At 65.5% G+C, this 23,462-nt stretch carries 19 protein-coding genes; 18 read left to right on the plus strand and 1 reads right to left on the minus strand.

Annotated features, from left to right (window positions below):
* Nucleotides 1-49 precede the first annotated feature (49 nt).
* The 18 genes from ACODSN_RS12715 to ACODSN_RS12800 all read left to right on the plus strand — a co-directional run bounded on the left by ACODSN_RS12715 (nt 50) and on the right by ACODSN_RS12800 (nt 22,162).
* Nucleotides 50-694 (plus strand): XrtA/PEP-CTERM system exopolysaccharide export protein, encoded by a 645-nt coding sequence (locus ACODSN_RS12715; protein ID WP_489055920.1) that lies wholly within the window; start codon nt 50-52, stop codon nt 692-694.
* Nucleotides 695-696: 2 nt separating this feature from the next.
* Nucleotides 697-2,217, plus strand: coding sequence for an XrtA system polysaccharide chain length determinant (locus ACODSN_RS12720; protein WP_489055885.1), 1,521 nt, complete (start codon nt 697-699; stop codon nt 2,215-2,217).
* A gap of 13 nt (nt 2,218-2,230) precedes the next feature.
* On the plus strand, nt 2,231-3,157 hold the full coding sequence (locus ACODSN_RS12725; protein WP_489055886.1) for an AAA family ATPase: 927 nt from the start codon (nt 2,231-2,233) through the stop codon (nt 3,155-3,157).
* Nucleotides 3,154-4,767: a hypothetical protein gene (locus ACODSN_RS12730; protein ID WP_489055887.1), complete on the plus strand. Its 1,614-nt coding sequence runs from the start codon at nt 3,154-3,156 to the stop codon at nt 4,765-4,767. Before ACODSN_RS12725 ends, ACODSN_RS12730 begins: the two co-directional genes overlap by 4 nt.
* A gap of 61 nt (nt 4,768-4,828) precedes the next feature.
* The gene (locus ACODSN_RS12735) at nt 4,829-6,037 is read left to right on the plus strand and encodes an XrtA/PEP-CTERM system-associated ATPase (RefSeq protein ID WP_489055888.1); all 1,209 of its coding nucleotides are present in this window, start codon (nt 4,829-4,831) and stop codon (nt 6,035-6,037) included.
* A 42-nt stretch (nt 6,038-6,079) separates the two neighbouring features.
* Nucleotides 6,080-6,928, plus strand: a complete 849-nt coding sequence (locus ACODSN_RS12740) for an XrtA system polysaccharide deacetylase (protein ID WP_489055889.1) — start codon at nt 6,080-6,082, stop codon at nt 6,926-6,928.
* Nucleotides 6,925-7,995 carry a FemAB family XrtA/PEP-CTERM system-associated protein gene (locus tag ACODSN_RS12745; RefSeq protein ID WP_489055890.1) on the plus strand — a complete coding sequence of 357 codons (1,071 nt, stop codon included), beginning with the start codon at nt 6,925-6,927 and terminating at the stop codon, nt 7,993-7,995. The genes ACODSN_RS12740 and ACODSN_RS12745 overlap by 4 nt, the downstream gene beginning before the upstream one ends.
* 60 nt (nt 7,996-8,055) lie before the next feature.
* On the plus strand, nt 8,056-9,129 hold the full coding sequence (locus ACODSN_RS12750) for a FemAB family XrtA/PEP-CTERM system-associated protein (protein WP_489055891.1): 1,074 nt from the start codon (nt 8,056-8,058) through the stop codon (nt 9,127-9,129).
* Nucleotides 9,126-10,349: a TIGR03087 family PEP-CTERM/XrtA system glycosyltransferase gene (locus ACODSN_RS12755; RefSeq protein ID WP_489055892.1), complete on the plus strand. Its 1,224-nt coding sequence runs from the start codon at nt 9,126-9,128 to the stop codon at nt 10,347-10,349. Before ACODSN_RS12750 ends, ACODSN_RS12755 begins: the two co-directional genes overlap by 4 nt.
* Complete coding sequence (gene xrtA / locus ACODSN_RS12760; RefSeq protein WP_489055893.1) at nt 10,346-11,884, plus strand: exosortase A; 1,539 nt, start codon at nt 10,346-10,348, stop codon at nt 11,882-11,884. Before ACODSN_RS12755 ends, xrtA begins: the two co-directional genes overlap by 4 nt.
* 10 nt (nt 11,885-11,894) lie before the next feature.
* On the plus strand, nt 11,895-13,790 hold the full coding sequence (locus ACODSN_RS12765) for an XrtA/PEP-CTERM system amidotransferase (RefSeq protein WP_489055894.1): 1,896 nt from the start codon (nt 11,895-11,897) through the stop codon (nt 13,788-13,790).
* Nucleotides 13,791-13,914: 124 nt separating this feature from the next.
* On the plus strand, nt 13,915-15,264 hold the full coding sequence (locus tag ACODSN_RS12770; RefSeq protein ID WP_489055895.1) for an exopolysaccharide biosynthesis polyprenyl glycosylphosphotransferase: 1,350 nt from the start codon (nt 13,915-13,917) through the stop codon (nt 15,262-15,264).
* Nucleotides 15,264-16,397, plus strand: coding sequence for a glycosyltransferase (locus ACODSN_RS12775; RefSeq protein ID WP_489055896.1), 1,134 nt, complete (start codon nt 15,264-15,266; stop codon nt 16,395-16,397). Before ACODSN_RS12770 ends, ACODSN_RS12775 begins: the two co-directional genes overlap by 1 nt.
* Before the next feature lie 60 nt (nt 16,398-16,457).
* Nucleotides 16,458-17,210 (plus strand): class I SAM-dependent methyltransferase, encoded by a 753-nt coding sequence (locus tag ACODSN_RS12780; protein WP_489055897.1) that lies wholly within the window; start codon nt 16,458-16,460, stop codon nt 17,208-17,210.
* Nucleotides 17,207-18,532 carry a hypothetical protein gene (locus ACODSN_RS12785; protein WP_489055898.1) on the plus strand — a complete coding sequence of 442 codons (1,326 nt, stop codon included), beginning with the start codon at nt 17,207-17,209 and terminating at the stop codon, nt 18,530-18,532. Before ACODSN_RS12780 ends, ACODSN_RS12785 begins: the two co-directional genes overlap by 4 nt.
* The gene (locus tag ACODSN_RS12790) at nt 18,529-19,674 is read left to right on the plus strand and encodes a glycosyltransferase (RefSeq protein ID WP_489055899.1); all 1,146 of its coding nucleotides are present in this window, start codon (nt 18,529-18,531) and stop codon (nt 19,672-19,674) included. Before ACODSN_RS12785 ends, ACODSN_RS12790 begins: the two co-directional genes overlap by 4 nt.
* Nucleotides 19,671-20,423 (plus strand): FkbM family methyltransferase, encoded by a 753-nt coding sequence (locus tag ACODSN_RS12795; RefSeq protein ID WP_489055900.1) that lies wholly within the window; start codon nt 19,671-19,673, stop codon nt 20,421-20,423. The genes ACODSN_RS12790 and ACODSN_RS12795 overlap by 4 nt, the downstream gene beginning before the upstream one ends.
* Nucleotides 20,423-22,162 carry an MFS transporter gene (locus ACODSN_RS12800; protein ID WP_489055901.1) on the plus strand — a complete coding sequence of 580 codons (1,740 nt, stop codon included), beginning with the start codon at nt 20,423-20,425 and terminating at the stop codon, nt 22,160-22,162. Before ACODSN_RS12795 ends, ACODSN_RS12800 begins: the two co-directional genes overlap by 1 nt.
* Here the strand turns inward: ACODSN_RS12800 and ACODSN_RS12805 are convergent.
* Nucleotides 22,159-23,397, minus strand: a complete 1,239-nt coding sequence (locus ACODSN_RS12805; protein WP_489055902.1) for a dicarboxylate/amino acid:cation symporter — start codon at nt 23,395-23,397, stop codon at nt 22,159-22,161. The two genes, ACODSN_RS12800 and ACODSN_RS12805, sit on opposite strands and share 4 nt — an antisense overlap.
* Between the last annotated feature and the right edge of the window lie 65 nt (nt 23,398-23,462).

A 23,462-nucleotide genomic window follows, 5' to 3' on the forward strand; every position in this document is an offset into this window, starting at 1 on the left:
ACCCTCTTGGGCGGCCCTTTGCGCGTGGCGGCTCAAAGAGGTGAAGATGATGCGTTTCTTGACGGTTTCCAGGCTTCTGATCGGCGCGTCCCTGCCTGCGGTCGCGCTTTCGGGCTGCGCTTCATCGGGAAGCGGACCGCAGTTGCCGCCGGCGTCCTTCGTATCGACGCAGGAAGGGCCGGGCGAGGAATATGTCATCGGCCCGCTCGACGATCTCACCATTTTCGTGTGGCGCAATCCCGAACTGGGCGCGAAGGTTCAGGTCCGCCCGGACGGCCGCATCACCACGCCGCTCATCACCGACATGCCGGCCGTGGGCAAGACGCCCAAGATGCTGGCCGACGACATCAAGATCGCACTGTCGCAATATATCGAAAATCCGCTGGTGTCGGTCATCGTCAATAATTTCTCCGGCACGTTCAGCCAACAGGTGCGGATCGTCGGCGCGACCGAAAAGCCCGCCTCCATCCCCTATCGCGCGAACATGACGCTGCTCGACGCGATGATCTCCGTCGGCGGCCTGTCGCAATATGCGGCGGGCAACCGGGCGCGGCTGGTGCGCTTCGACAAGGCGAGCGGCAAGCAAAAGGAATTTCAGGTGCGCCTCGGCGACCTGCTCAAAAAGGGCGACAGCAAGGCCAATGTCCTGCTCCAGCCCGGCGACGTCATCATCATTCCTGAAAGCATGTTCTGACCATGGCGGGACTTTACGACGAAGCGATGCTGATCCTCCACGGCATCTGGAGCCGGCGCTGGATCGCGCTGGCCGTGGCGTGGGGCCTGTGCATGCTGGGCTGGCTGGGCGTCGCGCTCGTCCCCAACAGCTATGAATCCAAGGCGCGGGTCTATGTGAACACCCAGTCGCTGTTGCAGGACAAGGTCGGCATTACGCAGGTCCAGTCGCAGCAGGACCTCGAACGGGTGCGTCAGACGCTGGCGAGCACCGAAAATCTGGAAAAGGTCGTGCGCGATACCGATTTGTCGCAGACCGTGTCCGGGCCGCGCGATGTCGCCGCCAAGATCACCAAGCTGCGCGAGAATATCACCGTGCTGGCGCAGGCCGATCCCAGCATGATCGACATCAGCGCCAAGTCATCGGACAGCGGCCTGTCCGACGGTGCGAACGCAAAGATCGCGCAGCAGATCGTCCAGAAGCTGATCGACATTTTCCAGGAGGAAAATCTCTCGGGCGACCGCAACGAAACCAAGCAGAGCCTCACCTTCCTCGACCAGCAGATCGCCGCGCGCAGTCGCCAGCTCGCCGCGGCCGACCAGCGTCGGGTCGATTTCGCACAACGCTATGTCGGGCTGTTGCCCGGCGCCGGTTCCATCAGCCAGCGCATGGACGCGGCGCGGACGGAGATCGCCAGCATCGATTCGCAGCTGGTGCAGGCGCAGAGCGCGCTGTCCGCCATGAACGGCCAGCTCGCCGGCACGCCCGCGACCCTGCCGGGCGTGAGCGTGGGCGGCGGGGCGTCGCCGCTGGCGCAGGCGCAGGCCGATCTCGCCGGCATGAAATCGCGCGGCTGGACGAACAGCCATCCTGACGTCATCGCCGCGCAACGGCAGGTCGACGCGCTGCGCAAGCTGGGCGGTGGCAGTGGCGGCGGTGCGGGCGCAACGCCCAATCCCGCCTATCTTTCGATCAGATCGATGCAGGCCGATCGCGCCGCGACGGTGCAGGCGTTGCAGACGCGCCGGGCGCAGTTGCAGTCCGACCTCAACGTCATGACGTCCAAGCAAGTGTCCGAGCCGGGCATCGTGTCGGAGCAGGCCAAGCTCGACAATGATTATGACGTGCTCAAAACCCAATATGACAAGCTGGCGTCTGACCGCGAGGATCTGAGGCTGCGGGGCGAGGTCAAGACGGAGACCGGATCGGTCCAGTTCCGCGTCATCCTGCCGCCGAGCCTGCCAACGGCGCCCGCCGCGCCCAATCGTCCGCTGTTGCTGCTGGGCGTGTTGATTCTGGGGATCAGCGCCGGGGTCGGCGTCGCCTTCGCCATCGGCCAGCTCAAGGGGACGTTCCCGACCGCCACACGGCTGGAGCGCGCCGTCGGCGTGCCCGTGATCGGCGCGATCAGCCAGACGCTAAGCGCTGGTCAGCAGGCGATCGAAAAGCAGCGCATGAAATGGTTCGCCGGGGCCAGCGCGGGTCTGGCGGCGGTGTGCCTGCTGCTGATCGGCATCGAATTCATCCAGCGTGGCATGGCCTGAGGAAACGGATAGCATGACCAAGCACAGCTCTATCCCCAAGGGATCGCTGCTCGAACGGGCGGCCCAGCTCTATGATTTCAACGACGCGTTGCGTGGCCGCGCCGCGCCGGCGGTCGATGTACCAGCCGATGCGCCGCCGCCGGTCGTGGATTATGCGCCGCTTCCGGTGGGGGCGGACGCAGCGCCCGGAACCCAGCGCGCGCGCGACTGGACAGGCCTTCCGCAGACGATCGATCGCGAAAAGCTCGCCGAAGGCGGCTTCATTCAGCCCGATGGGCCGGTGACGGCGCTGGGCGAGGAATTTCGCCTCATCAAGCGCGACCTGCTGGCGTTGCTCGCCGGTCATGCGCGGGGCAACCGCATCCTGCTCTGTTCGCCCCATAGCGGCGAGGGCAAGACTTTCAGCGCCATCAATCTGGCGCTCAGCCTGGCGGCGGAAAAGGATCGTGAAGTCCTGTTGATCGATGCCGATCTGGGCAAGCCCGGCATCCCCGAAGCGCTGGGTTTGACGCCCGGCGCGGGATTGATGGATGCGCTCGCCGATCCGGCGCTGGCGGTCGAGGATATGGTGTTGCGCACGGATATTCCGTCGCTCTGCATCCTGCCAGCCGGGCGGCGCAGCAATAATGATACCGAATTGCTCGCTTCGTCGCGCACGCAAGCCCTGCTCCGCCGCCTGACCGATGGCCGGCCGGAGCGGATCATCCTGTTCGATTCGCCGCCGTTGCTGGCGGCTTCGGCGGCCGCGGCTCTTGCCGCCAATGTCGCCGTCGCGCTGCTGGTGGTGCGGGCGGACCGCACCGCCGAAAGCGCGCTGCGTGACGCAGCGGGCATGTTGAAGGGCGGGGCGCTGGTTCAGCTATTGCTGAACGGTGTGACTTTTTCGTCCAGCAACCGCCGCTTCGGCACCTATTATTCCAAGGGGGAATCGGAGTCATGAACGTCCGGCATAAAAGGCCAGGGGCGTCGATCGGGGCGCTGGCTTTACTCATCATGGCGGCAGGGACGATGCCCGCACAGGCGCGGTCGGATGACGACAAGCGGCTAGAGGTCACGCCCTATATCGGCATCGACCAGGTGGTCATGGCCCCGCTCAAGGGTGGCGGCGATGTGCTGACCTATACCAATGTCAGTGCCGGCGTGAACATGGAAGTCCAGAACCGCCGGGTCGAGGCCAGCGTGGACGTCGAATATAACCACAGCTTCGGCTGGGGCCGTCAGGCGACCGATCAGGATGTGCTGAGCGGCGTCGGCCATGCCAAATTCAATGTCGCGCGCGGCCTTGCCATCCAGACCGGGGGCCTCGCGACGCGGGTACGGACCGATGGTCTGTCGGGCGCAAGCCCGCGCAACGACAGCTTCAGCAGTCAGGTTTACAGCGGCTATGTCGGCCCGTCCTACACAACCAAGGTCGGCGACGTTGACGTCAACGCCTCCTATCGTCTGGGCTATGCGCGGGTTGGAGATAGTTTTGGCGACAACGCGCCGGGCGTGCCGGCCGGTGGCGCGTTCGCCGACAGCTGGACGCATGATCTGACTGGTTCCGTCGGCATCGCGCCCGGTACGGTCCTGCCCGTCGGGCTGGTCGCGAGCGCTGGCTACAGCCGCGAGGATGCGAGCGTGCTAGACCAGCGGTTCGAGGATAAATGGGGCCGCGTCGATGCGACGATGCCGGTGTCGCATACGGTCGCGCTCGTGGGCGGCGTTGGCTATGAGGAAATTCAGATCAGTCAGCGCTCGCCGCTGCTGGATTCGACCGGCGTGCCGCTGATTTCGCATGGCCGTTACGTCACCGACAAAAGTTCGCCGCGCGCGCTCGTCTATGATGATGACGGCATCATCTGGGATGCGGGTGTGTTGTGGCGGCCGAGCCATCGCACTTCGCTAGAAGCGCGGGTCGGCGAGCGATACGGATCGATGACCTATTCGGGCAGCTTCATCTGGCAGGGCCGCAACAGCTCGGTCGGGATCATGGTGTTCGACGGCATCGACAGTTTCGGGCGGCTCATCACATCCAACGTCGCCGCCCTGTCGGGCAGCAGCTTCGACGTCGCGCGCAATCCGTTCACCGGCAATATGACCGGCTGCGCCTTCTCCGTCAGTGGCGGGGGGCAATGCTTCAACGATGCATTGAGCGGCATCACCGACGCCAATTTCCGTTACCGGGGCGTCGCGGCGCAATATTCCGCACGGCATGGACCATGGGGATGGGGCCTGGGCGCTGGCTATTCGCAGCGCAAGTTCATCACCCCGTCCGGGCAGGTCGTGTTCATTCGCGGGTCGAAGGATCAGAACTGGTACGGCAACGGATCGGTCACCTACACGATCAACGATCGTTCGAGCATCGATACGGTGATTTACGCCAATTATTTCGACGCCAGCGGCGATCGCCCCGATGTGCTGAACGCGGGCAGCTTCACCAGCTACAATACCGGCCTGACCCGTCGCCTGTCGGCTTCGGCGTCGGTCGGCGTGGACGGCACGAAGGCGGACGATTTCGACACGATCATCAGCGCGATGGGCCAGGTCGGCCTGCGTTACAGCTTTTAAGCATTTCCGTGCCAGTCTCGCCTCCTTCCGGGGGGCTGGCCAGCCGGATGGAGACGAAGAGATGTACGATCAATTCTACAGATTGCAGGGGCGCCCCTTCCAGCTCACCCCCGATCCGCACTTTTATTTCGAGAGCGCGACGCATCGCAAGGCGTTGTCCTATCTGGGATATGGACTGGCGCAGGGTGAAGGCTTCATCGTCATCACCGGCGATGTCGGCGCGGGCAAAACGACGCTCGTTGGCCATCTGATGGAGACGGTCGATCCGGCACGGCTGACGGCCGTCAAGATCGTGTCCACCCAGGTCGAGGGCGACGATATGCTGCGACTCGCCGCCCAGCATTTCGGCCTCGCCGTGGACGGCATGCCCAAGGCGCAGATATTGCAGCGGATCGAGGGCTATCTCCATGCACAGGCGCGGGCCGGGCGGCGCACGCTGCTGATCGTGGACGAAGGGCAGAACCTGCCCGTTTCGGCGATCGAGGAATTGCGGATGCTCAGCAACTTCCAGTTGGGCGGCCAGTCGCTGCTTCAGATATTCCTGCTGGGGCAGCCCGAATTCCGCGATCTGCTGAAGTCGCCGGAACTCGAACAGTTGCGCCAGCGCGTCATCGCGACCCATCATCTCGAACCGATGATGGCGCAGGAAATCCAGCCCTATATCGAGCATCGCCTGACGCTGGTCGGCTGGAGCGGCAACCCGCGTTTCACCGCCGACGCTTTCGACGCGATTTACGCTGCGACCGCCGGTGTGCCGCGCCGCGTCAATGCCCTGGCGAGCCGCATATTGTTGATGGGCGCGATCGACCAGCTTTCGGAAATCGACGCCGAAGTCGTGGCGGCGGTGGTGGCGGACATGGGTGTCGATGACGATGCCCGGCCCGAGCCGATCGCGCCTTCCGTGCTCGACCGCGTCGACGAGCCGGTGGTCGCGTCCCTCGCCCGGCCTGCCGCTTTCGCCGAACCGGAGCGCAGGGCCGAGCCGGTTGCGCCGCAGGTCGCGCCGGACATATTTCTGGACGAGATCGCGGCGTTGCGGGCGGAACTGGCCGAGATGCGCGCGCAGGCCGAGCGGGCTGCGGTCCCTTCGGTCCCCGATATCGACGCTGACGCGCTTCATACCCAATTGTCCGCTATCGAGGAACGGCTTGGCGGCGTCGAGTTCCGCGCCAGGGAACAGGATACGGCACTGCGCCGGGTGCTGACCCTGCTGGTCGATTGGGTCGAGCGCGAAGAACGCATGGCGGACGGTCAGCAATACGCGGCCTGACCGCGCGCTTGCGAAATTACCGGGACCGGGCAATTTGAGGTTATGATGCAAAACGCCCTGTCGGTCGATGTCGAGGACTGGTTTCAGGTCGGCGCGTTCGAACGCACGATCAGCCGCGACGACTGGGATGGCCTGACCCACCGTGTCGAACGCAACACCGATGCCGTGCTCGCGCTGTTTGCCGAGGCCGACGTCAAGGCGACCTTCTTCACGCTGGGCTGGGTGGCGGAACGCTATCCCGCTCTGATGCAGCGGATCGTCGCGGCAGGGCATGAGGTGGCGAGCCATGGGTACGACCATGCCCGCGTCTTTACCTTCACGCCCGACCAGTTTCGCGCCGATTTGCGCAAGGCGCGCGCGATCCTGGAGGATGCGAGCGGGCAGGCGGTGACAGGCTATCGCGCGCCAAGCTTTTCGATCGACACGCGCACGCCATGGGCGCACCCGATCCTTGCGGAAGAGGGCTATCGTTATTCGAGCAGCGTCGCGCCAATCCGCCACGATCATTATGGCTGGCCCGAATCCCCCCGCTTCGCATGGAAGCCGGTCGAGGGGTCGGCGCTGGTCGAGTTGCCGGTAACGACCGCGAAGCTTGGCGGCCGGACGCTGGCGGCAGGCGGCGGCGGCTTTTTCCGGCTTTTGCCCTATGCTTTTTCGCGCTGGGCCATCCGGCAGGTGAACCATCAGGCGGAGCGGCCCGCCATCATCTATTTCCACCCATGGGAGATCGACGCCGATCAGCCGCGCGTGGCCGGCGCGCCTCTTCGGTCGCGGCTGCGGCATTACAGCAATCTGTCGGTCATGGCGGCCAAGCTGCGCCGACTGACCCGTGATTTCGCCTGGACGCGCCTGGACGCGCTGGCCGACCGCGAAGCGGAACGGGCGGGATGAGGATGGGCAATCAGGCCGATCTTTCGATCGTGTCGCTCGATCTGGCAGCGGACGAACAGGCGCGGGCCGTGGACGAATTCGTCCTGGCGCATCCGCAGGGCACGGCGTTCCATCGGCCCGCATGGATGCTCGCGATCGCTGACGCTACGGCCAATCGCGCGCATATGCTGACCGCTGTCGGTCCGTCGGGCCGCATCCGGGGTATCCTGCCGTTGCATCATGTCAAAAGCCGATTGTTCGGGGAAGCGCTGGTTTCGACCGGCTTTGCCGTGGACGGCGGGATATTGGCGACTGATCCCGCGACCGTCGCCGCGCTGGCATCCGCAGCGCAGGATCTGGCGCGTGCCGAGGGGGATCTTTCCATCGAACTGCGCGGCGGGCCTTTGCCGGCGGCGCACTGGACGACCACTGCCGACGAGCATGTCGGCTTCCAGCGCGCTTTGGCGGCGGACGACGATGCGGAGCTTGCGGCGGTGCCGCGCAAGCATCGCGCTGAATTGCGCAAGGCGTTGGCAAACCGGGCGCTGCGGGTGGAGCATGGCCGGGACGCGCGCCATCTTCGCGATCATTACCGCGTCTATGCGCAGAGCGTCCACAATTTGGGCACGCCGGTTTTCCCAAAACGCCTTTTCAGAGACATATTGATCCGGTTCGGACAAGAAGCGGACATCACGCTGGTCTATGAGGGCGAACGGCCGGTTTCGGCGGTCCTGAGCCTCTATCATCAGGGTCGGATCATGCCCTTCTGGGGTGGCGGCGTCGCCGATGCGCGGCGACTGCGATCCAATGAACTCATGTATTTCAGCCTGATGACGCATGGCCGGGCGCGCGGCATGACCCTGTTCGATTTTGGTCGATCCAAGGCCGGGAGCGGTCAGGCGGCGTGGAAAAAAAGTTTCGGTTTCGCGCCGGTCCCGCTTGCCTATCACAATTGGGCGGCGGCCAGCGGGCCGCGTGACATCAACCCCCAAAGCGCGAAATATCAATGGCGTATCGCCTTGTGGAAGCGCTTGCCGCTGCCAGTTGCCAATCTTCTGGGACCGCTGATTTCGCGCGGTCTGGGGTAATCGGATACGATATCTTCAGCCCTTGCGCCTATGTCGTGACGGGTGTGCAAGGAACCTTCTATGAATGCCATGTCCGATCTGTCGATCCTTGTGGAAGAGGCGGAACTGAGCGATCCGGCGGCCCTGTCGAGGATCGACAACTGGGTTTGCGCGCACCCGGAATCGACCCCTTTCCACCGGCCCGGCTGGATCATGGGGGTGCAAGCCGGGACAGGGCAAAAGGCCATCATGCTGGTCGCGCGTCAACTGTCCGGTGAGATTGTCGGGCTGCTGCCGCTCAGCTTCATCCGGTCGGCCCTGTTCGGGCGGGCGCTGGTAGCGAGCGGGTTCGCGGTCGATGGCGGGATATTGGCGACCCATTGCAAGGCGGCGAACGCCCTGGCCGATGCGGCCTGGACGCTCGCGTCGAGCCTTAAATGCACGACATTGGAACTGCGCGGCGGCGATGCGCCAACCGGAGTGGCATGGGAGAGCAGGGCTGACGCCTATCTGGGTTTCTCGCGTCCGCTCGCTGCCGACGATGAGGCGGAATTGAGGGCCGTGCCCAAGCGCCATCGGGCGGAAATCCGCAAGGGGCTGGACAAGGGGCTGACGTTCGAAAGCGGCCGGACCAGGCGGCTGCGCGACATTCATTACCGCCTTTACGCCCATAGCGTCCACAATCTGGGCACGCCGGTATTTCCGCGCGCGCTGTTCGAACAGATCATGGAGCGATTTGGCGAGGATGCCGACATCGCGCTGGTTTCTAAGGACGGCGTGCCCTTGTCGGCGGTCATCAGCTTCTATCATCACGGCGCCTGCATGCCCTATTGGCACGGCGCGGCGGAGGGTGCGCGGGCGATGCGCTCCAACGAGGTGCTGTATTTTCTGCTGATGCGGCAGGCGCGCGAGCGGGGCCTGACCATTTTCGACTTCGGTCGCTCGAAGGTCGGGACGGGACCCGCCGCCTGGAAAAAGACCTGGGGTTTTGCCGGCGAGCCGCTCGGCTATCATCTGCGCACGGCCCCCGGCCATGAAACGCGCGACGTCAATCCGCTGTCACCGCAATATCGGCGCAAGGTCGAGCTGTGGAAGAAAATGCCGGAATCGATCGCGACGCTGATCGGTCCCTATATCGCGCGCGGCCTTGGATGACGGGCGAAATCCTCTTCCTGTGCCATCGCATCCCGTTTCCGCCCGATCGCGGCGACAAGATCAGGTCCTATCATCTGTTGCAGCGGCTGGCGGGCATCGCGCCCGTGCATGTCGGCTGCTTTGCCGATGATGATCGGGACATGGGCTTTGCCGGGGACATGGCGCAGATCGCCGCGAGCCAGTGCCTGCTGATGCGCGACAGGTCCCGCATCGTCGCGGGTTTGACGGGACTTGCGCGGCGGCAATCCCTGCTGGTCGCCTTGTTCGATCATCCCGGCTTGCATCGATGGGTAGCGCGCACGCTGGCGGAGCGGCCCATTGCGGCGGTCGTCGCCTATTCCGCGCAGATGGCGCATTTCGTGCCGATGCTCGCGCCGGGCCAGCGCTTTCTCATGGATTTCGTGGATTTCGACTCCGCCAAATATGCCGCCTATGGCGCGCAGGGGACTGGCCCGATGGCGTGGATCAACCGGCGCGAGGGGCGGATGTTGCTCGATTTCGAGCGCGCCGTCGCCGCCCGTGCCGACATCTGCACCTTCGTCAGCGAAGCGGAGGCGGCGATGTTCCGGGCGGTTACCGGCGAGCGCGCCGACAGGATCGTCGCCATGGGCAATGGCGTCGCGCTCGACTATTTCGATCCCTGCGTCACCTTCCCCAAGGTCGAGCGGGGGGAGGGGCCTTTGCTCGTCTTTACCGGGCAGATGGATTATCGGCCCAATATCGAAGCGGTGGAGAGTTTCGCGCGGGCAACCCTCCCGGCGATCCGCGCGGGCTATCCCGCCGTCCGCTTCGCCATCGTCGGACGCGGCCCGACCAAAGCCGTGCAGGCGCTGCGCGCGCTTCCCGGCGTCATCGTGACCGGCGGCGTGCCCGATGTGCGCGGCTGGCTGGCGGCGGCCGATGTGGTGGTCGCGCCGCTGCGGATCGCGCGCGGCATCCAGAACAAGGTGCTCGAAGCCATGGCGATGGCGCGCCCGGTCGTCGCGTCGCCGCAGGCGGCCGAGGGGATCGACGCGATCGATGAACTGCACTTCCTCGTCGCCGCCAACCCCGAGGAGGAGGCATCCAAAATTTGCGCGCTGCTGAGCGATCCTGCGCGGGCATCAAGCCTTGGCAGCGCCGCACGTTCGCGCGTCGAAATGCGTTATCGCTGGTCGGAGACGTTGAGCGCGTTGCCCGGCCTGCTATTCCCGCCTTCAGCGGGTATCCGCGCGGCATGAGCGGACAGGCTCTGTCCTCGAGCGGTCTGGCGGGCTGGCGCGACCTTAGCGGATGGCGCGGCCATCTGACGGCGCTAGGCGCGGTGGCGGTCGTCATTCTCGCGCTGTTCTACGCCGATCTGCGGGACATGGTGACGATCTGGTGGACCGCCTCTACCTTCGGCCACTGCCTGTTCGTGCCGATCCTGATCGGCTGGCTGGTGCAGCAGCGCCTGCCCGGTCTGCGGCAGCTGGAGCCGGTGGCATGGTGGCCGGGCCTGATCTGGCTTGGCCTTGGCGCGCTCGTCTGGCTGGTCGGCGCGGCGGCGGGGGTCGCGATGGTGCGGCAAGGCGCGCTGGTCGTCATGTTGCAGGGCGCGACGGTCGCTCTGCTGGGTCCAGCGGTGGCGCGCGCGATGCTGTTTCCGCTGTTCTACGCCTTTTTCATGGTGCCGGGCGGCGACGAGATCGTCCCCTATCTCCAGTTGCTGACGGCCAAGCTGGCGATGATCCTGCTCGCGATCGCGGGTGTGCCCGCCCATATCGAGGGGATATTCATCACTACCCCCACCGGCTATTTCGAGGTGGCCGAAGCCTGTTCCGGCGCGAAATTTTTGATCGCGATGACCGCCTATGGCGTGCTGGTATGCAATGTCTGCTTCCGCCGCTGGCCACGCCGGATCGCGTTCATGGCTGGCGCGCTGGCGCTGTCCGTGCTCGCCAATGGCGTGCGGGCTTTCGCGACGATCTTCGTGGCGCATCTGACGACAGTCGATGCAGCGGTCGGGTTCGACCATGTCGTCTATGGCTGGCTGTTCTTCGCCATCGTCATGGTCGTGGTCATGGCGGCGGCCTGGCCGTTCTTCGATCGCAAGCCGGGCGACCCATGGTTCGATCCCCGCCGCTTGCAGGGCGCGGTGCGCGATGGCGCGACGCCGGGCGTGATAGCGGGGGCGGCGCTGGCTCTGGTCGCCGCCGCCCCGCTTTGGCTTGCGGCGAGCGCCGCGTCAGGCGCTTCCCTGCCGCCGACGATGGTGTTGCCTTCCGTCAGGAACTGGACACGCGGCGGCGGAGCCATGGCCTATTCCTGGAAGCCGCGCTTCGACGGAGCGACTCATTTCCTCATGGGGCGCTATGTCGATGGACGCGGGCAGGTGATCGACCTCGCCATCGCCGCCTATGACCGGCAGGAGGGCCAGCGCAAGATGGTCGGTTTCGCACAGGGAGCGGCCGATCCCGACAGCGCATGGACGTGGTCCTCTCCCGCGCCGGCACCCGACAACGCGCGCGGCGAACAGGTCACCGCCCCCGGCCCGGTCGTGCGCCATGTCGTGAGCTTCTATGTCGTGGGTCGTGGCCAGCCCACGGGCAGCAAGCCGACGGTCAAGATCGAGACCATGAAGGCCCGCCTGCTGGGCCGTGACCAGCGCGCCATCGCGATATTGATATCGGCCGAGGAGCGCGAAGGCCGTCCCGCCGATGCAGCCATCACCGCCTTCCTTGCCGATCTGGGCGATGTGAAGGAATTGGCTGACCGCAGCGCGGGCATCCGCTAGGGACAATGCCATGTGCGGGATAGCGGGCATTTTCCACCTTGAAACGGCCAAGCCGGTCGATCCGTCGCGCGTGCGCGGCATGCTCGACGCGATGCCGCATCGCGGGCCGGACGGCAGTGGTATCTGGACCGCGCCCGGCGTAGGTCTGGGCCATTTGCGGCTGTCGATCATCGACCTAGCGACCGGCGCGCAGCCGATGCTGACCGATGACGCGAGCCTTGCCGTCACATTCAACGGTGAAATCTATAATTTCGCCGAGGTGCGCGCCGAACTGGAGGCGAAGGGGCATGTCTTTCGCACCCACAGCGATACGGAGGTCATCCTGCACGGCTATCGCCAATGGGGCGAGGCGTGCGTGGATCGCTTCATCGGCATGTTCGCTTTCGCCCTGTTCGACGCGCGAGCGCAATCGCTGTGGCTGGTGCGCGACCGGCTGGGGGTGAAGCCGCTTCATTATGCGCCGCTGTCCGACGGCAGCGTGATCTTCGGATCGGAACTCAAGGCGCTGCTCGCGCACCCGCTGCTCCGTCGCGCGCCGGACCTGACCGCCGTCGAGGATTATATGGCCTATGGCTATGTGCCCGATGACGCCTGCCTGATCGCGGGCGTGAAAAAGCTGGGCGCGGGTGAAACGCTGCGTCTCGTGCGCGGGCGTCCGCTCGGAGCGCCGCAACGTTATTGGGACGTCAGCTTCGCCGACCGGAGCAAGGCGTCGCCGCAGGCGCTGGAGGAGGAACTGGTCGCGCTGATGCGCGATGCGGTGCGATCGCGCATGGTGGCGGATGTGCCGCTGGGCGCGTTTCTTTCGGGCGGCGTGGATAGCAGCAGCGTCGTCGCGCTGATGGCCGAAGCATCCAGTCAGGCCGCCAAGACCTGCACCATCGGCTTCGATGTCGCGGCGCTGGACGAAACCGCCTATGCCGACCGCATTGCGCGGCGGTTCGCGACCGATCATCGCTCGCGCATCGTGTCGCCCGACGATTATGGCCTGATCGACCGGCTTGCCTTCCACTTCGACGAACCCTTTGCCGATGCCTCCGCGCTGCCGACCTTCCGGGTATGCGAGCTGGCGCGCGAGCAGGTGACGGTGGCGCTGTCGGGCGATGGCGCGGACGAGGCGTTCGCCGGCTATCGCCGCCATCGCTTCCAGATGCAGGGCGAGCGGTTGCGCGCGCTTGTGCCCGCGTCAATCCGCCAGCCGCTGTTCGGGACATTGGGCCGTTATTATCCCAAGGCCGACTGGGCGCCGCGCGCGCTCAGGGCGAAATCCACTTTCCTCGAACTGGCGGGTGAGGGGGGCGAAGCCTATGCCGCGTCGGTGGGCATCACGTCCCACGCTTTGCGCCAGCGCCTCTTTACCCCGGAGATGCAGTCGGGTCTGGGCGGGCATCGCGCCGAAGATCGCTACATCAAAACGATGGCGGATGCGCCCGCGCGCGATCCGCTCGACCGCGCACAATATGCCGATATCCGCCACTGGCTGCCCGGCGACATCCTCACCAAGACCGACCGCATGAGCATGGCCGTCAGCCTGGAAGCGCGCGAGCCGCTGCTCGATCACCGGCTGGTGGAGTTTGCCGCGCGCCTGCCCGTCAACCAGCGTATTCGCGGCAATAGCGGCAAATATCTGCTGAAAAAGGCGATGGAGCCATATCTGCCGCAGGATATCCTTTACCGTCAGAAAATGGGCTTCGTCACCCCGATCAGCGCCTGGTTCCGGGGCGCGCTGGCCGGCGAAGCGGCGGCGGTCGCTGGCGGATCGACGCTGGCAAAGACGGGCTGGTTCGACGTGAAGCATCTGGGCAGGATCGCGGCCGAGCATAAATCGGGCGTGGCCGATCATGGCCGGCTGCTGTGGCAACTGGTCATGCTCGACAAGTCGCTGGAGCGGCTGTTCGGCAGTTGACGGGCGACCGATGCACCCTACCGATGCCGTTTTTGCCATTTGATCGCGCGCGACCCTTGCGCTCCCTCCCGGCGAGTGCCAACGCAAACGCCATGATGGGCGTGCCGGTGACTCAATTTCTGCCATGACAGTCTCCAAGGAAATCGTTCGCCTTCGGCTCTATCTGCTGTGCCTGACCGGCGACATGGCGGGGCTGTTTCTATCGTTCGTCGTCGCCAACTGGCTGGTGCTGGGCGCATTGTGGGGAGAGCCGGGCAAGCCGCACGGTATCATCATGTTCGCGATGCTCGCGCCGCTTTACGCGATATTGGGCGTGCAGGGCGGCGCGTACGGCATCCACAGCTTCGAAAACAGCCGGCGCGGGATCGTTCGTGCGCTGCTGGCGCTGGCGCAGGCGGCGCTGCTGATGCTGCTCATCATCTATTTCGGCAAGATCGCCGAGACGTTGTCCCGCCTGACGCTGCTGACCGGGCTTGGTCTGTCCGCCGTCGCGCTTACGCTGGTCCGGGTCGCGATCGCGCACCTTGGCGCGACGTTGCTGGGTGAAGTGCCGCATCTGATCGCCGTCATCCTCGACGGGGTCGCGATCGACACCGCGCCGCATATGACCGTGATCGAAGCGAAGATGGCGGAGCTGCATCCCGAACGCCACGACGCCGCCATGGCCGAGCGGCTTGCCGCCGCCGTGGGCATGGCCGAGCGTGTCGTCGTCGCCTGTCCGCTCGACCGGATGGACGATTGGTCGATCGCGCTCAAATCGCTGGCGGCGCGGGGTGAGATCGTCGTGCCCGAATTGCTGCGGTTCGCCCCGGCGCGGATCGACGATCTGGATGGCCAGCCTACCATCGTCGTCGCGGGCGGTCCATTCCAGTTTCGCGACCGCATCATCAAGCGGCTGTTCGATGTGGCGGTCGCCGGAATCGCGGCCATCCTGCTCGCCCCGGTGCTGATCGCCGCGGCGCTGGCGGTGAAGCTGACGAGTCCCGGTCCCGTCCTGTTCCGCCAGCCGCGCATCGGCCGTGACGCGCGACCCTTTTCGATCCTCAAATTTCGCTCGATGCGCAGTGACGCCAGCGACCTCCACGCCGACAAGCTGACCGCGCGCGATGACGATCGCGTGACCCCGGTTGGACGTTTCCTGCGCAAGACGAGCATCGATGAACTGCCGCAGCTCTTTAACGTGCTGATTGGCGACATGAGCATCGTCGGCCCGCGCCCGCACGCCGCCGCCGCGAAGGCAGGCGACAGCCTCTATTGGGAAGTCGACGCGCGCTATTGGGAGCGGCATTGCATCAAACCGGGCATGACGGGCCTCGCGCAGGTGCGCGGGCACAGGGGCGCGACCGACCATCATCAGGATCTGATCGACCGGCTCCAGTCGGACCTGGAATATGTGACCCGCTGGTCGATCCTGCGCGACATCCGCATCATTGTCGCCACCATCGGCGTCCTCGTCCATCACAAGGCCTATTGATGGACCGGGTCGACATCGTCCTCGCGCTGGTGCTGCTCGTCTCGCTAGTGGCGGTGGCGTGGCCGTTTCTGATCTATCCGTTGATCCTGCGCCGCCTGCCGACAAGGCCGGAACAACCGCAGGCGAGGCCGGGGCTGTCCGCTTCGCTGCTCTTTTGCGCCTATAATGAAGCAGCGGCGATGCCCGAAAAGCTCGCCAATCTGGCCATACTCAAGGCGCGCCATCCTGCGCTCGAAATCCTCGCCTTCGATGATGGCTCGAACGACGACACCGCCGCCCTGATTGCAGCGCACGCCGATGTCGTCACGCTGGTGCGCGGGCCGGGGCGGAGCGGCAAGGCGCATGGCATGAAGCAGCTCGCCGCGCGCGCGACGGGTGAGGTGCTGATCTTCACGGACGCCAATGTGCTGCTCGACTCCGACGCCATCGATAATCTGCTAGCCCGTTACGCCGACCCGAATGTGGGGGGCGTGCTGGGGTCGCTTCACTATCTCGGCGACGGCGAAAGCGCCACGGCGCAGGTCGGCTCGCTGTATTGGCGGATCGAGGAGCGGCTGAAGGACGAGGAATCGCGCACCGGCAATGTGCTGGGTGCGGACGGTTCGATCTTTTCGATCCGGCGATCGCTCTATCCGGCCTTTCCCGACGATGTGCTCGACGATCTGACCGTATCGATGGCGGTGTTGTTCGCGGGAATGCGGCTGGTGAAAGCGAAGGATGTGATCGCGCGTGAACGGCTGGTCGCCGCACGCACCGATGAATATCGGCGGAAGGTGCGCATCGCGGCCCGCGCCTGGCATACCCATCGCCATTTACGGCCGCAGATCGCGCGGTTGAGCGGGCTGGATCGCTTCAAATATTCCTCACGCAAGATTGTGCGCTGGTTCGGCGGCCTGTTCATCCTGACCGGCGCGGTGGCTGCGGGCGCGCTGGCGATGCGCATTTCTCCGACGCTTTATATGGCATGTGGGCTGGCCGTCGTGCTGGTCCTATGGCTTGGGCTACGGCGAAGGGCAGGGCCGTTCGCGGCGCTGGTGGATATCATGATCGCCTATGCCGCGACGTTGCAGGGCGTGGCGCAGGCGATGGCGGGGCGCACCTTCACCGTGTGGAATCCGGCCAAGTCGCGCTGATCCCTCTCGTCAAACTGCGGTCATATTGTATAGGCTGGCGCATCTCGGACGGAGAAAAGCGTGATTACCTTTCAGCGGGTGGCAAAAGCCGCCGGCAAGCATCTGACAAAGCTTGTCCTTGCCGCGCGCAAGGCGGCGGGCGAACGCGCGTCACGCGGCTGTCCCGCCTGCGGCAAGCCGGTGGTCGGTTTCTTCCGCTATGGCGACAATGCGGAATGGGGCTGTCCGGTCTGCGATGCCAGCCCGCGCGAACGGCTGATGAACCATCTGATCGCCGTCGGTCGCCTGACCGTGCCATCGACGGGCGCGATCCTGCACATGGCGCCCAATGAAGCGAGCCTCGTCCGCCGCTTCTCGGTAGCCGCCGATTATGTCCCGGCCGATCTCGACCCGGCCCGATATACCGTGCCGCAGATGCGCCGCGTAGACCTGATGGACCTTGCCGACCAGGATCGGTTCGACCTGTTCTATGCCAGTCATGTGATGGAGCATGTGCCGGACGATCATGCGGTGTTGCGCCATATCTGGCGGGCGTTGAAGCCCGGTGGCGAGGCATGGCTGATCGTGCCATTATGGGACAAGCCGACCGAGGATGGCAGCTTCGCCATCCCGCCCCGCGAGCGCGAGCGCCGCTTTGGCCAGTGGGACCATGTCCGCCAATATGGCCCAGATTTCGCAGACCGCATCCGCGCCGCCGGGTTCGAGCTGGAGGAGATCGACGCGGCGTCGATCGACCCCGACATCCGCCATTATCATGCGCTGGGCGAACGCCTGTATCGCGCGCGCAAGCCCGGTGGGGCGCCCGCCCGGTGAGCGCCGCCGGGGCAGGATCGCTGCTCGCGCGGGTTGAAGGGTCGGCGCGCATTCTGGCGCTGGTCAAGCTCGCCAATGTCGGGCTGATCCTGATCTGGGGCTTTGCCGTCACCTATGTGTTCGTCCGCCTGCTGCCCTTGCGGGAGTTTCAGGCCTTTCTCCTGCTGGTGGCGTTCGGCAATTTCACCATATCGGCGGAGTTCGGCCTGACGAGCATCATCTACGCGCGGCTGCGGCGGCACTGGCTCGGCGGGCCGGGTGATGGAGAGGAAGGCCGTTTTCGGCTGGAAGAAATGGGAGTCCTGTTCCTGTTTTTGGGGTTGCTGATCGCGGGCGGCGTGGCGATCCTGATCGGCGCGCTGCTGGCGGGCTGGCTGCATACCGGCGAGCCGTTGCTGTTCCTGCTGTTCTTCCTGTCCGCTTGCCTGAACCTGCCCGCGCTGCTGGCCAAGCGCGCGCTCGCCGCGATCGAGGGCAATTTCCTGTGGGAAGCGCTCGATTGTCTGCGCCGGGTGCTGACGATCGGGCTGCTGATCTCGATCCTGGGCGGGTTCGATCCGCGCCTGTCGGTCGCTTTGCAACTGGCTGTCAGCATCAACGTCATCGGCTATGCGATCGTGCTGGTGCATCGTCGGCTGGGGATGACGCGCGCCCACTGGTTCGCCTTTCGCGTCGGTGGCGGGCATGTGCGCCGCCACTATCTGCGTGATGTCGGCGCGTCCGCGGCTTTCACCATTTCGGATATCGTCGCCTACAACGCGCCCTATTTCACGATCGCGCTGGCGACGCAGGATGCGCGGCCGATGCTGCTGTTCGATTTTTTCTTCAAAATGTCGCGGGCCTTGTCGATGCTGGTGCGCGCGATGGTGGAAGCGGCGCTCCCGCGCATCACCCGCGCTTTTCATGCCGGGGATTTAGCCCGGCTGAAGCAGCTTATCATGCGCGCGCTGGCGGTGGCGTTGCTGTTCGCGATCGGTGGCTCGGGATTGCTGCTGTTGACGGGGCGGTGGTTGTTCGCGCGGCTGTTCGATGGTCGTGCCGCGATCGACATGGCTGACCTGTTGCTCATCGGCGTGTCGCTGCTGGCGCTCGCGGTGATGTGCGTGTCGGTCTATGTGCAGGGCGCGCTTGGGCGCTTTGGCCTTTTATTGCGGCGGTCGTTGCCCCTTTTGGGTGGCACATTGCTGAGCGTGCCGCTTGCCCGGCTATTCTGGCCGGGCCGCTTCGACCTCGGCTTTCTGTCGCTCTATGCGCTGACGTTCCTGCTGGCGGCGACCTTGCACGGCGTGTCGCTCCACCGCCTGACGCGGCGTGCGTCGTGAAGATCGCGATGCTCGATCCCTCGCTGTTCACGGGCCGCTATGACGACAGCCTGTGCGCGGCGATGGGCGCGGCGGGCGTGGCTGTGACGCTGTTCGGACGACCGATGCGACCGACCGACGCGATCGTGCCACAGGGCTATGCCTATGCGCCGCGCTTCTTCCGCCGCAGCGAGGCGCTGCGATCGCGGATCGGGGAGGGGGCGACGTTTCGGGCGTTCAAGGCGGCGGAATATGGCCTGGCCTGCGCGCTGGGCGATGTGCGCCAGATGCGGGCGGCGGATGTCGTGCATGTCCAGTGGCTGCCGCTGCCGCCTGCCGACCGGCTGCTACTGCGTCGGTTGCGATCGCGCGTCGCGCTGGTGCATACCGTCCATAATGCCGATGCCTATCATGCCGATGCGGGGGTGCAGGGCCGGGGTTATCGGGCGCTGCTCGATATGTTCGATGCCCTGATCGTTCATGGCGAAACCACGCGCTCGGCGCTCGTGGCGCAGGGCGTCGATCCTGCGCGCATCCATGTGACCCCGCATCCGCCGATGCGGCTGGCGACGGCGGGCATCGCCGATCTGGCCGAGGTCCCCGACGCGATATTGCCCCGGCTGCTCTTTTTCGGGACGATCCGGCCCTATAAGGGCGTTGATCTGCTGGTGGAGGCTTGCCTGTCGCTCTGGCGTGCGGGCCACAGGTTCGAACTTGCGATCGCGGGGAAGCCGTTCATGGACGTTGCCCCGCTCATGGCCACGGTCGAGCGGGCTGGGTTCGGCGAACACCTCGTCACCGATTTCGGCTTCCTGCGAGAACAGCGGCTCGACGCGCATATGGCCAAGGCCGACATTCTCGCCTTCCCCTATCGCCAGATCGATTCGAGCGGCGCTTTCCTGTCCGCGCTGCATCATGGCAAGGCGATGGTCACGTCTGACGCGGGCATGTTCGCGACCTTGCCGGAAGGGGTCGTCGCACGCGCACCGGCGGGAAATGTGACAGCGCTGGCCCAAGCCCTCTTGCCGCTGATCGAAAGCGCGGCCATCAGGCAGGCGGCAGGCGCGCGGGCGCGCGCCTATGCAAAAGACGTGGGCGACTGGAAGGACATGGCCGTGCGGACGATCGAGATTTATCGCGCCATGATCGCCGCGCGCGCATGAACCGCTATGCCCGCGAATTTGCCGATCGCTGGCTGGCGCTGCGGCTGGCGGTGAGCGGCCGGGTGCATCAATATCCCGAGATACTGGCGCTGCGCCGCTTTCTTGCGGCCTTCGACGTCGATTGCGTGTTCGATGTGGGCGCCAATCGCGGCCAATATGCGTCGAGCCTGCGCCATGACGCCCGTTTCACCGGGACGATCCTGTCGTTCGAGCCGAACCCGGAGATTTTCGCCGAACTGACGCGCCGCGCCGCCCGCGACCGCCGCTGGCATATATTCAACATGGCCCTGTCCGATTTCGATGGCGTGGCCGATTTCAACATCATGGTCGCCGACCAGTTCAGTTCGCTCGAACGCCCGGCGCCGGGGCAGGACGCCATCTTTGCCGACCGAAACAGGATCGCGCGGACGGTCGAGATGCAATGCCGTCGGTTGGAGGGATTGTTGCCGGAGTTGCGCGCGACCCATGGTTTCGCCCGGCCGTTCCTGAAAATGGACACGCAAGGACATGATATGGCGGTGTGCCGGGGCGCGGGCGAGATTTTGCAGGAAATGTGCGGGGTGCAGACCGAACTCGGCATCCGACCCATTTACGATGGCGGTGTCGGTTATCGCGCGATGATCGACTGGCTGGACGAGCAGGGCTTTGCGCCATCCGCCTTCTTCGCGAACAATAAGGGTCATTTTCCGCAACTGGTTGAGATGGACGGCATTTTCGTCAACCGGGCGCTGCTGGCGCAGAACGTCTGATGAGCGGGCCGGGGCGCATCGTCGACGCGCGCCGGTTGTTTCTGGGCGGCGCAACCGGCCTTGCCCTGTGGCTGGGCGCGACCTTCCTGTGGCATGTCACATATCGTCAGGGCATCAGCCTGCCGGTGATCCTGTTCCTCGATCAGGATTTTCCTGTGCTGCTGGTCAGCCTGTTGTTGCTGGCGCTGGCCGCGCCCTTTGCTGAGGGGGCGGGATGGCGCCTGCCGCAACCGCAGGCGCGGGTTATCGTGCCGCTGGTGGTGCTGTTCGGCCTCGTCGCCTGGGCAGGCCACTATGCGCTGTTCCAGAATTATGCGGTGTCCCGTGACGAGGAAGTCGCGCGCTTCGCCGCCGCCTATATGCGCGAAGGGCTGTTCGCGCGGCCGATCCCGGTTCAGTGGGAACCCTATCGCCGGGCGATCATGCCCGAATTTTTCTCGCCCTTCGGCGCGGCGGATTATTGGACGGCCGCCTATCTGCCGGTGAACAGCGCGATTCAGGCGCTGTTCTGGCAGTTGGGGGACCCTAATCTGGCCGGGCCGGTATTGCTGGTCGGCGGACTGATCGCCCTGTGGCGTGTCGCGCTGCATCTGTTTCCGGATCGGCCGGATGCCGTGTGGGTGACGATGTTGCTGGCGCTGTCATCGACCCAGTTGTGGGTCACGGCGATGACGCCCTATGCGATGACCGGCCATTTCGCGCTCAACATGATCTGGCTGGCGCTGGTGCTGCGCGGCGGATGGCTTGGCCACGGGGCCGCCGGGCTGGTGGCGCTGGTCGCGGCGGGGCTGCATCAATGGCATTTTCCGCCGATCTTCATTGGCCCGTTCATCCTGTGGATGCTGCTGAACCGGCGCTGGGGCGTCGCCCTGTTTCATAGCTTCACGCTGGTGCTGATCGTGCTCGTGTGGGCCAAGCTTTGGCCGGGATATCTGTTGCACGCGCTCGGCCCGCCGATGGATGTGCGCCCGTCCGCCGGGGTGACGGAAAAGGTCGGCAGCCTGTTCGTCAGGCTGGGGGATCGCTGGCAGCCGCTGGTCAACCTGACCCGGCTGTTCGCCTGGAACAATATATTGATGGTGCCGCTTGCCATGCTCGGCATCGTCGCGATGCGCTGGCGGAGCGCACTGCGCGGGCACGAGATCGCGCTGCCGCTGGCTCTTGGCTGCCTGACGGGTTGTGCGCTGGCGCTGGCGCAGGGCTATGGCTGGGGCTATCGCTATGCGCATGGCTTTATCGGTCCCTTCTGCCTGCTGGCCGGGCTGGGCTGGGCGCGGCTGCGGCCGGCGGCGATGCGGCCCGTGTTTATCGGGATCGGCATCGCGTTTCTCAGCACGGCCTTTCTGGTGTGGCGCACCCATGCGTTCGTTGCACCCTATGCGGCGAGCCACCGGATGATCGACGCATCCCATGCTGACGTCGTGCTGATCGACCCGCGCGGCGGATTGTTCGTGACCGATCTGGTGCGCGGGCGGGACGGGGTGCCGGGCAGGCCGATGGTCATGAACCTTGGCATGCTGACGCTGGAGCAGGTCGACAGGCTGTGCGACGATTATGTGGTGGAGTTATTCGATCGGGCGGAGTTCCGGCCGCTCGGTGTTCCGCTGGCGCGCTGGGGGATCGGCGGCATGGATGCGCTGCGACGGCACATGGCCAAAGTCGGTTGCGACAAGCCGGTCGAGCCACCCCTGCCCGAAACCGAAGAGGATGCCTATTCGGCCGCAGGCAACGCCTTTTAGGCAGGGTCAACCGCCGTCCGTTTCGCGATGCCGACGGTCACCGCCATGTCCATCGTCACATTGCCGAGGGTGCGGAAAATATCGGGGATGGTCTCCACCGCGATGAGCAGGCCGAGCGCTTCGACCGGAACGCCCATCGCCAGCGCCACCGGCGCGACCGATGCGATGAAGCTGATCGTGCCGGGCAGGCTGACCGATCCCATCGTCGTGATCGCCGCCGTGCAGACGCCCGCGACGATCTGCGCCGGGCCGATCGGCACACCCATCAGATGCGCGACATAGAGGGCGACGGCGAGGTTCATCGCCGGGCTGGTCGCGCGAAACACCGCGACCGCGATCGGCAGGACGATGCCGGCGGTCGCGGGCGGCGCGCCCAGCCGCGCCGTCGCCTCCAGCATGGCGGGCAGGGAGGCGAGCGAGGATTGGGTGCTGACCGCCACCGCCTGCGCGGGCGCGGCGGCTCTTGCGAACCGCCACAGCGACACACGACCGGCGATCATCGCCACCGGATAGGCCGCCAGAAGCACCAGAATGCCGATCGACGAGACGGTCACTATATAATGGATGAGCGCGCCGAATGCCGACGCCCCCGTCCGTGCGCCCACGCCATAGGCCAGCGCGAACACGCCGATCGGGGCCAGTTTCAGCACCCAGCCGATGATGATGAGCAGCGCGTCGGTCATGGCCTGGAACAATGCCGTCAGCCGCTCGCGCTGTTCCGCCGGGAGTTTTGCGACGGCAAAGGCGAAGGTCAGGCCGAATATGGTCAACGGCAGGAACGCGTCGCCCGATGCCGCAGCGACGATATTCTGGGGAACGATGCTATCGAAAAAAGAGGCAATGGACGGTACATTGCCGACCGGCGCGGTCCCGGTAAGGCCAAGCCGGATCGCCTTCGCCCAAGCGGCAGGCAGCGGCCAAAGGTCGAGCAGAACCGGCACCAGCAGCGCCGACATCAAAGTCACCGACCACAGGATGGCGACGAAGGCGATCATCGCGCGCAACGCAATTTGTCCCGCCCGCGCCGCGTCGGCGGCAGCCGCCACGCCAGTGACCAGCAGGCCGATGATAAGCGGGACAATGACCATCTGCAGCCCGTGCAGCCAGGCTGATCCCACCGGCTGGGTCAGGGCGGTCGCGCCGATGGCGAGCGGCGGATACCAGACGCTGCCCGCCGTGCCGATCAGCAGGCCCACCACCAGCGCGATCAAAATCCGTGTTGCCTGCGACATCATGCCCCCGTCACGCCTGCGCTGCGACAGGCCGGTGCAGTGTGAGGGGCCGACCGGCCCGTGGCAAG

Source organism: Sphingobium sp. FG11 (genome assembly GCF_057809915.1).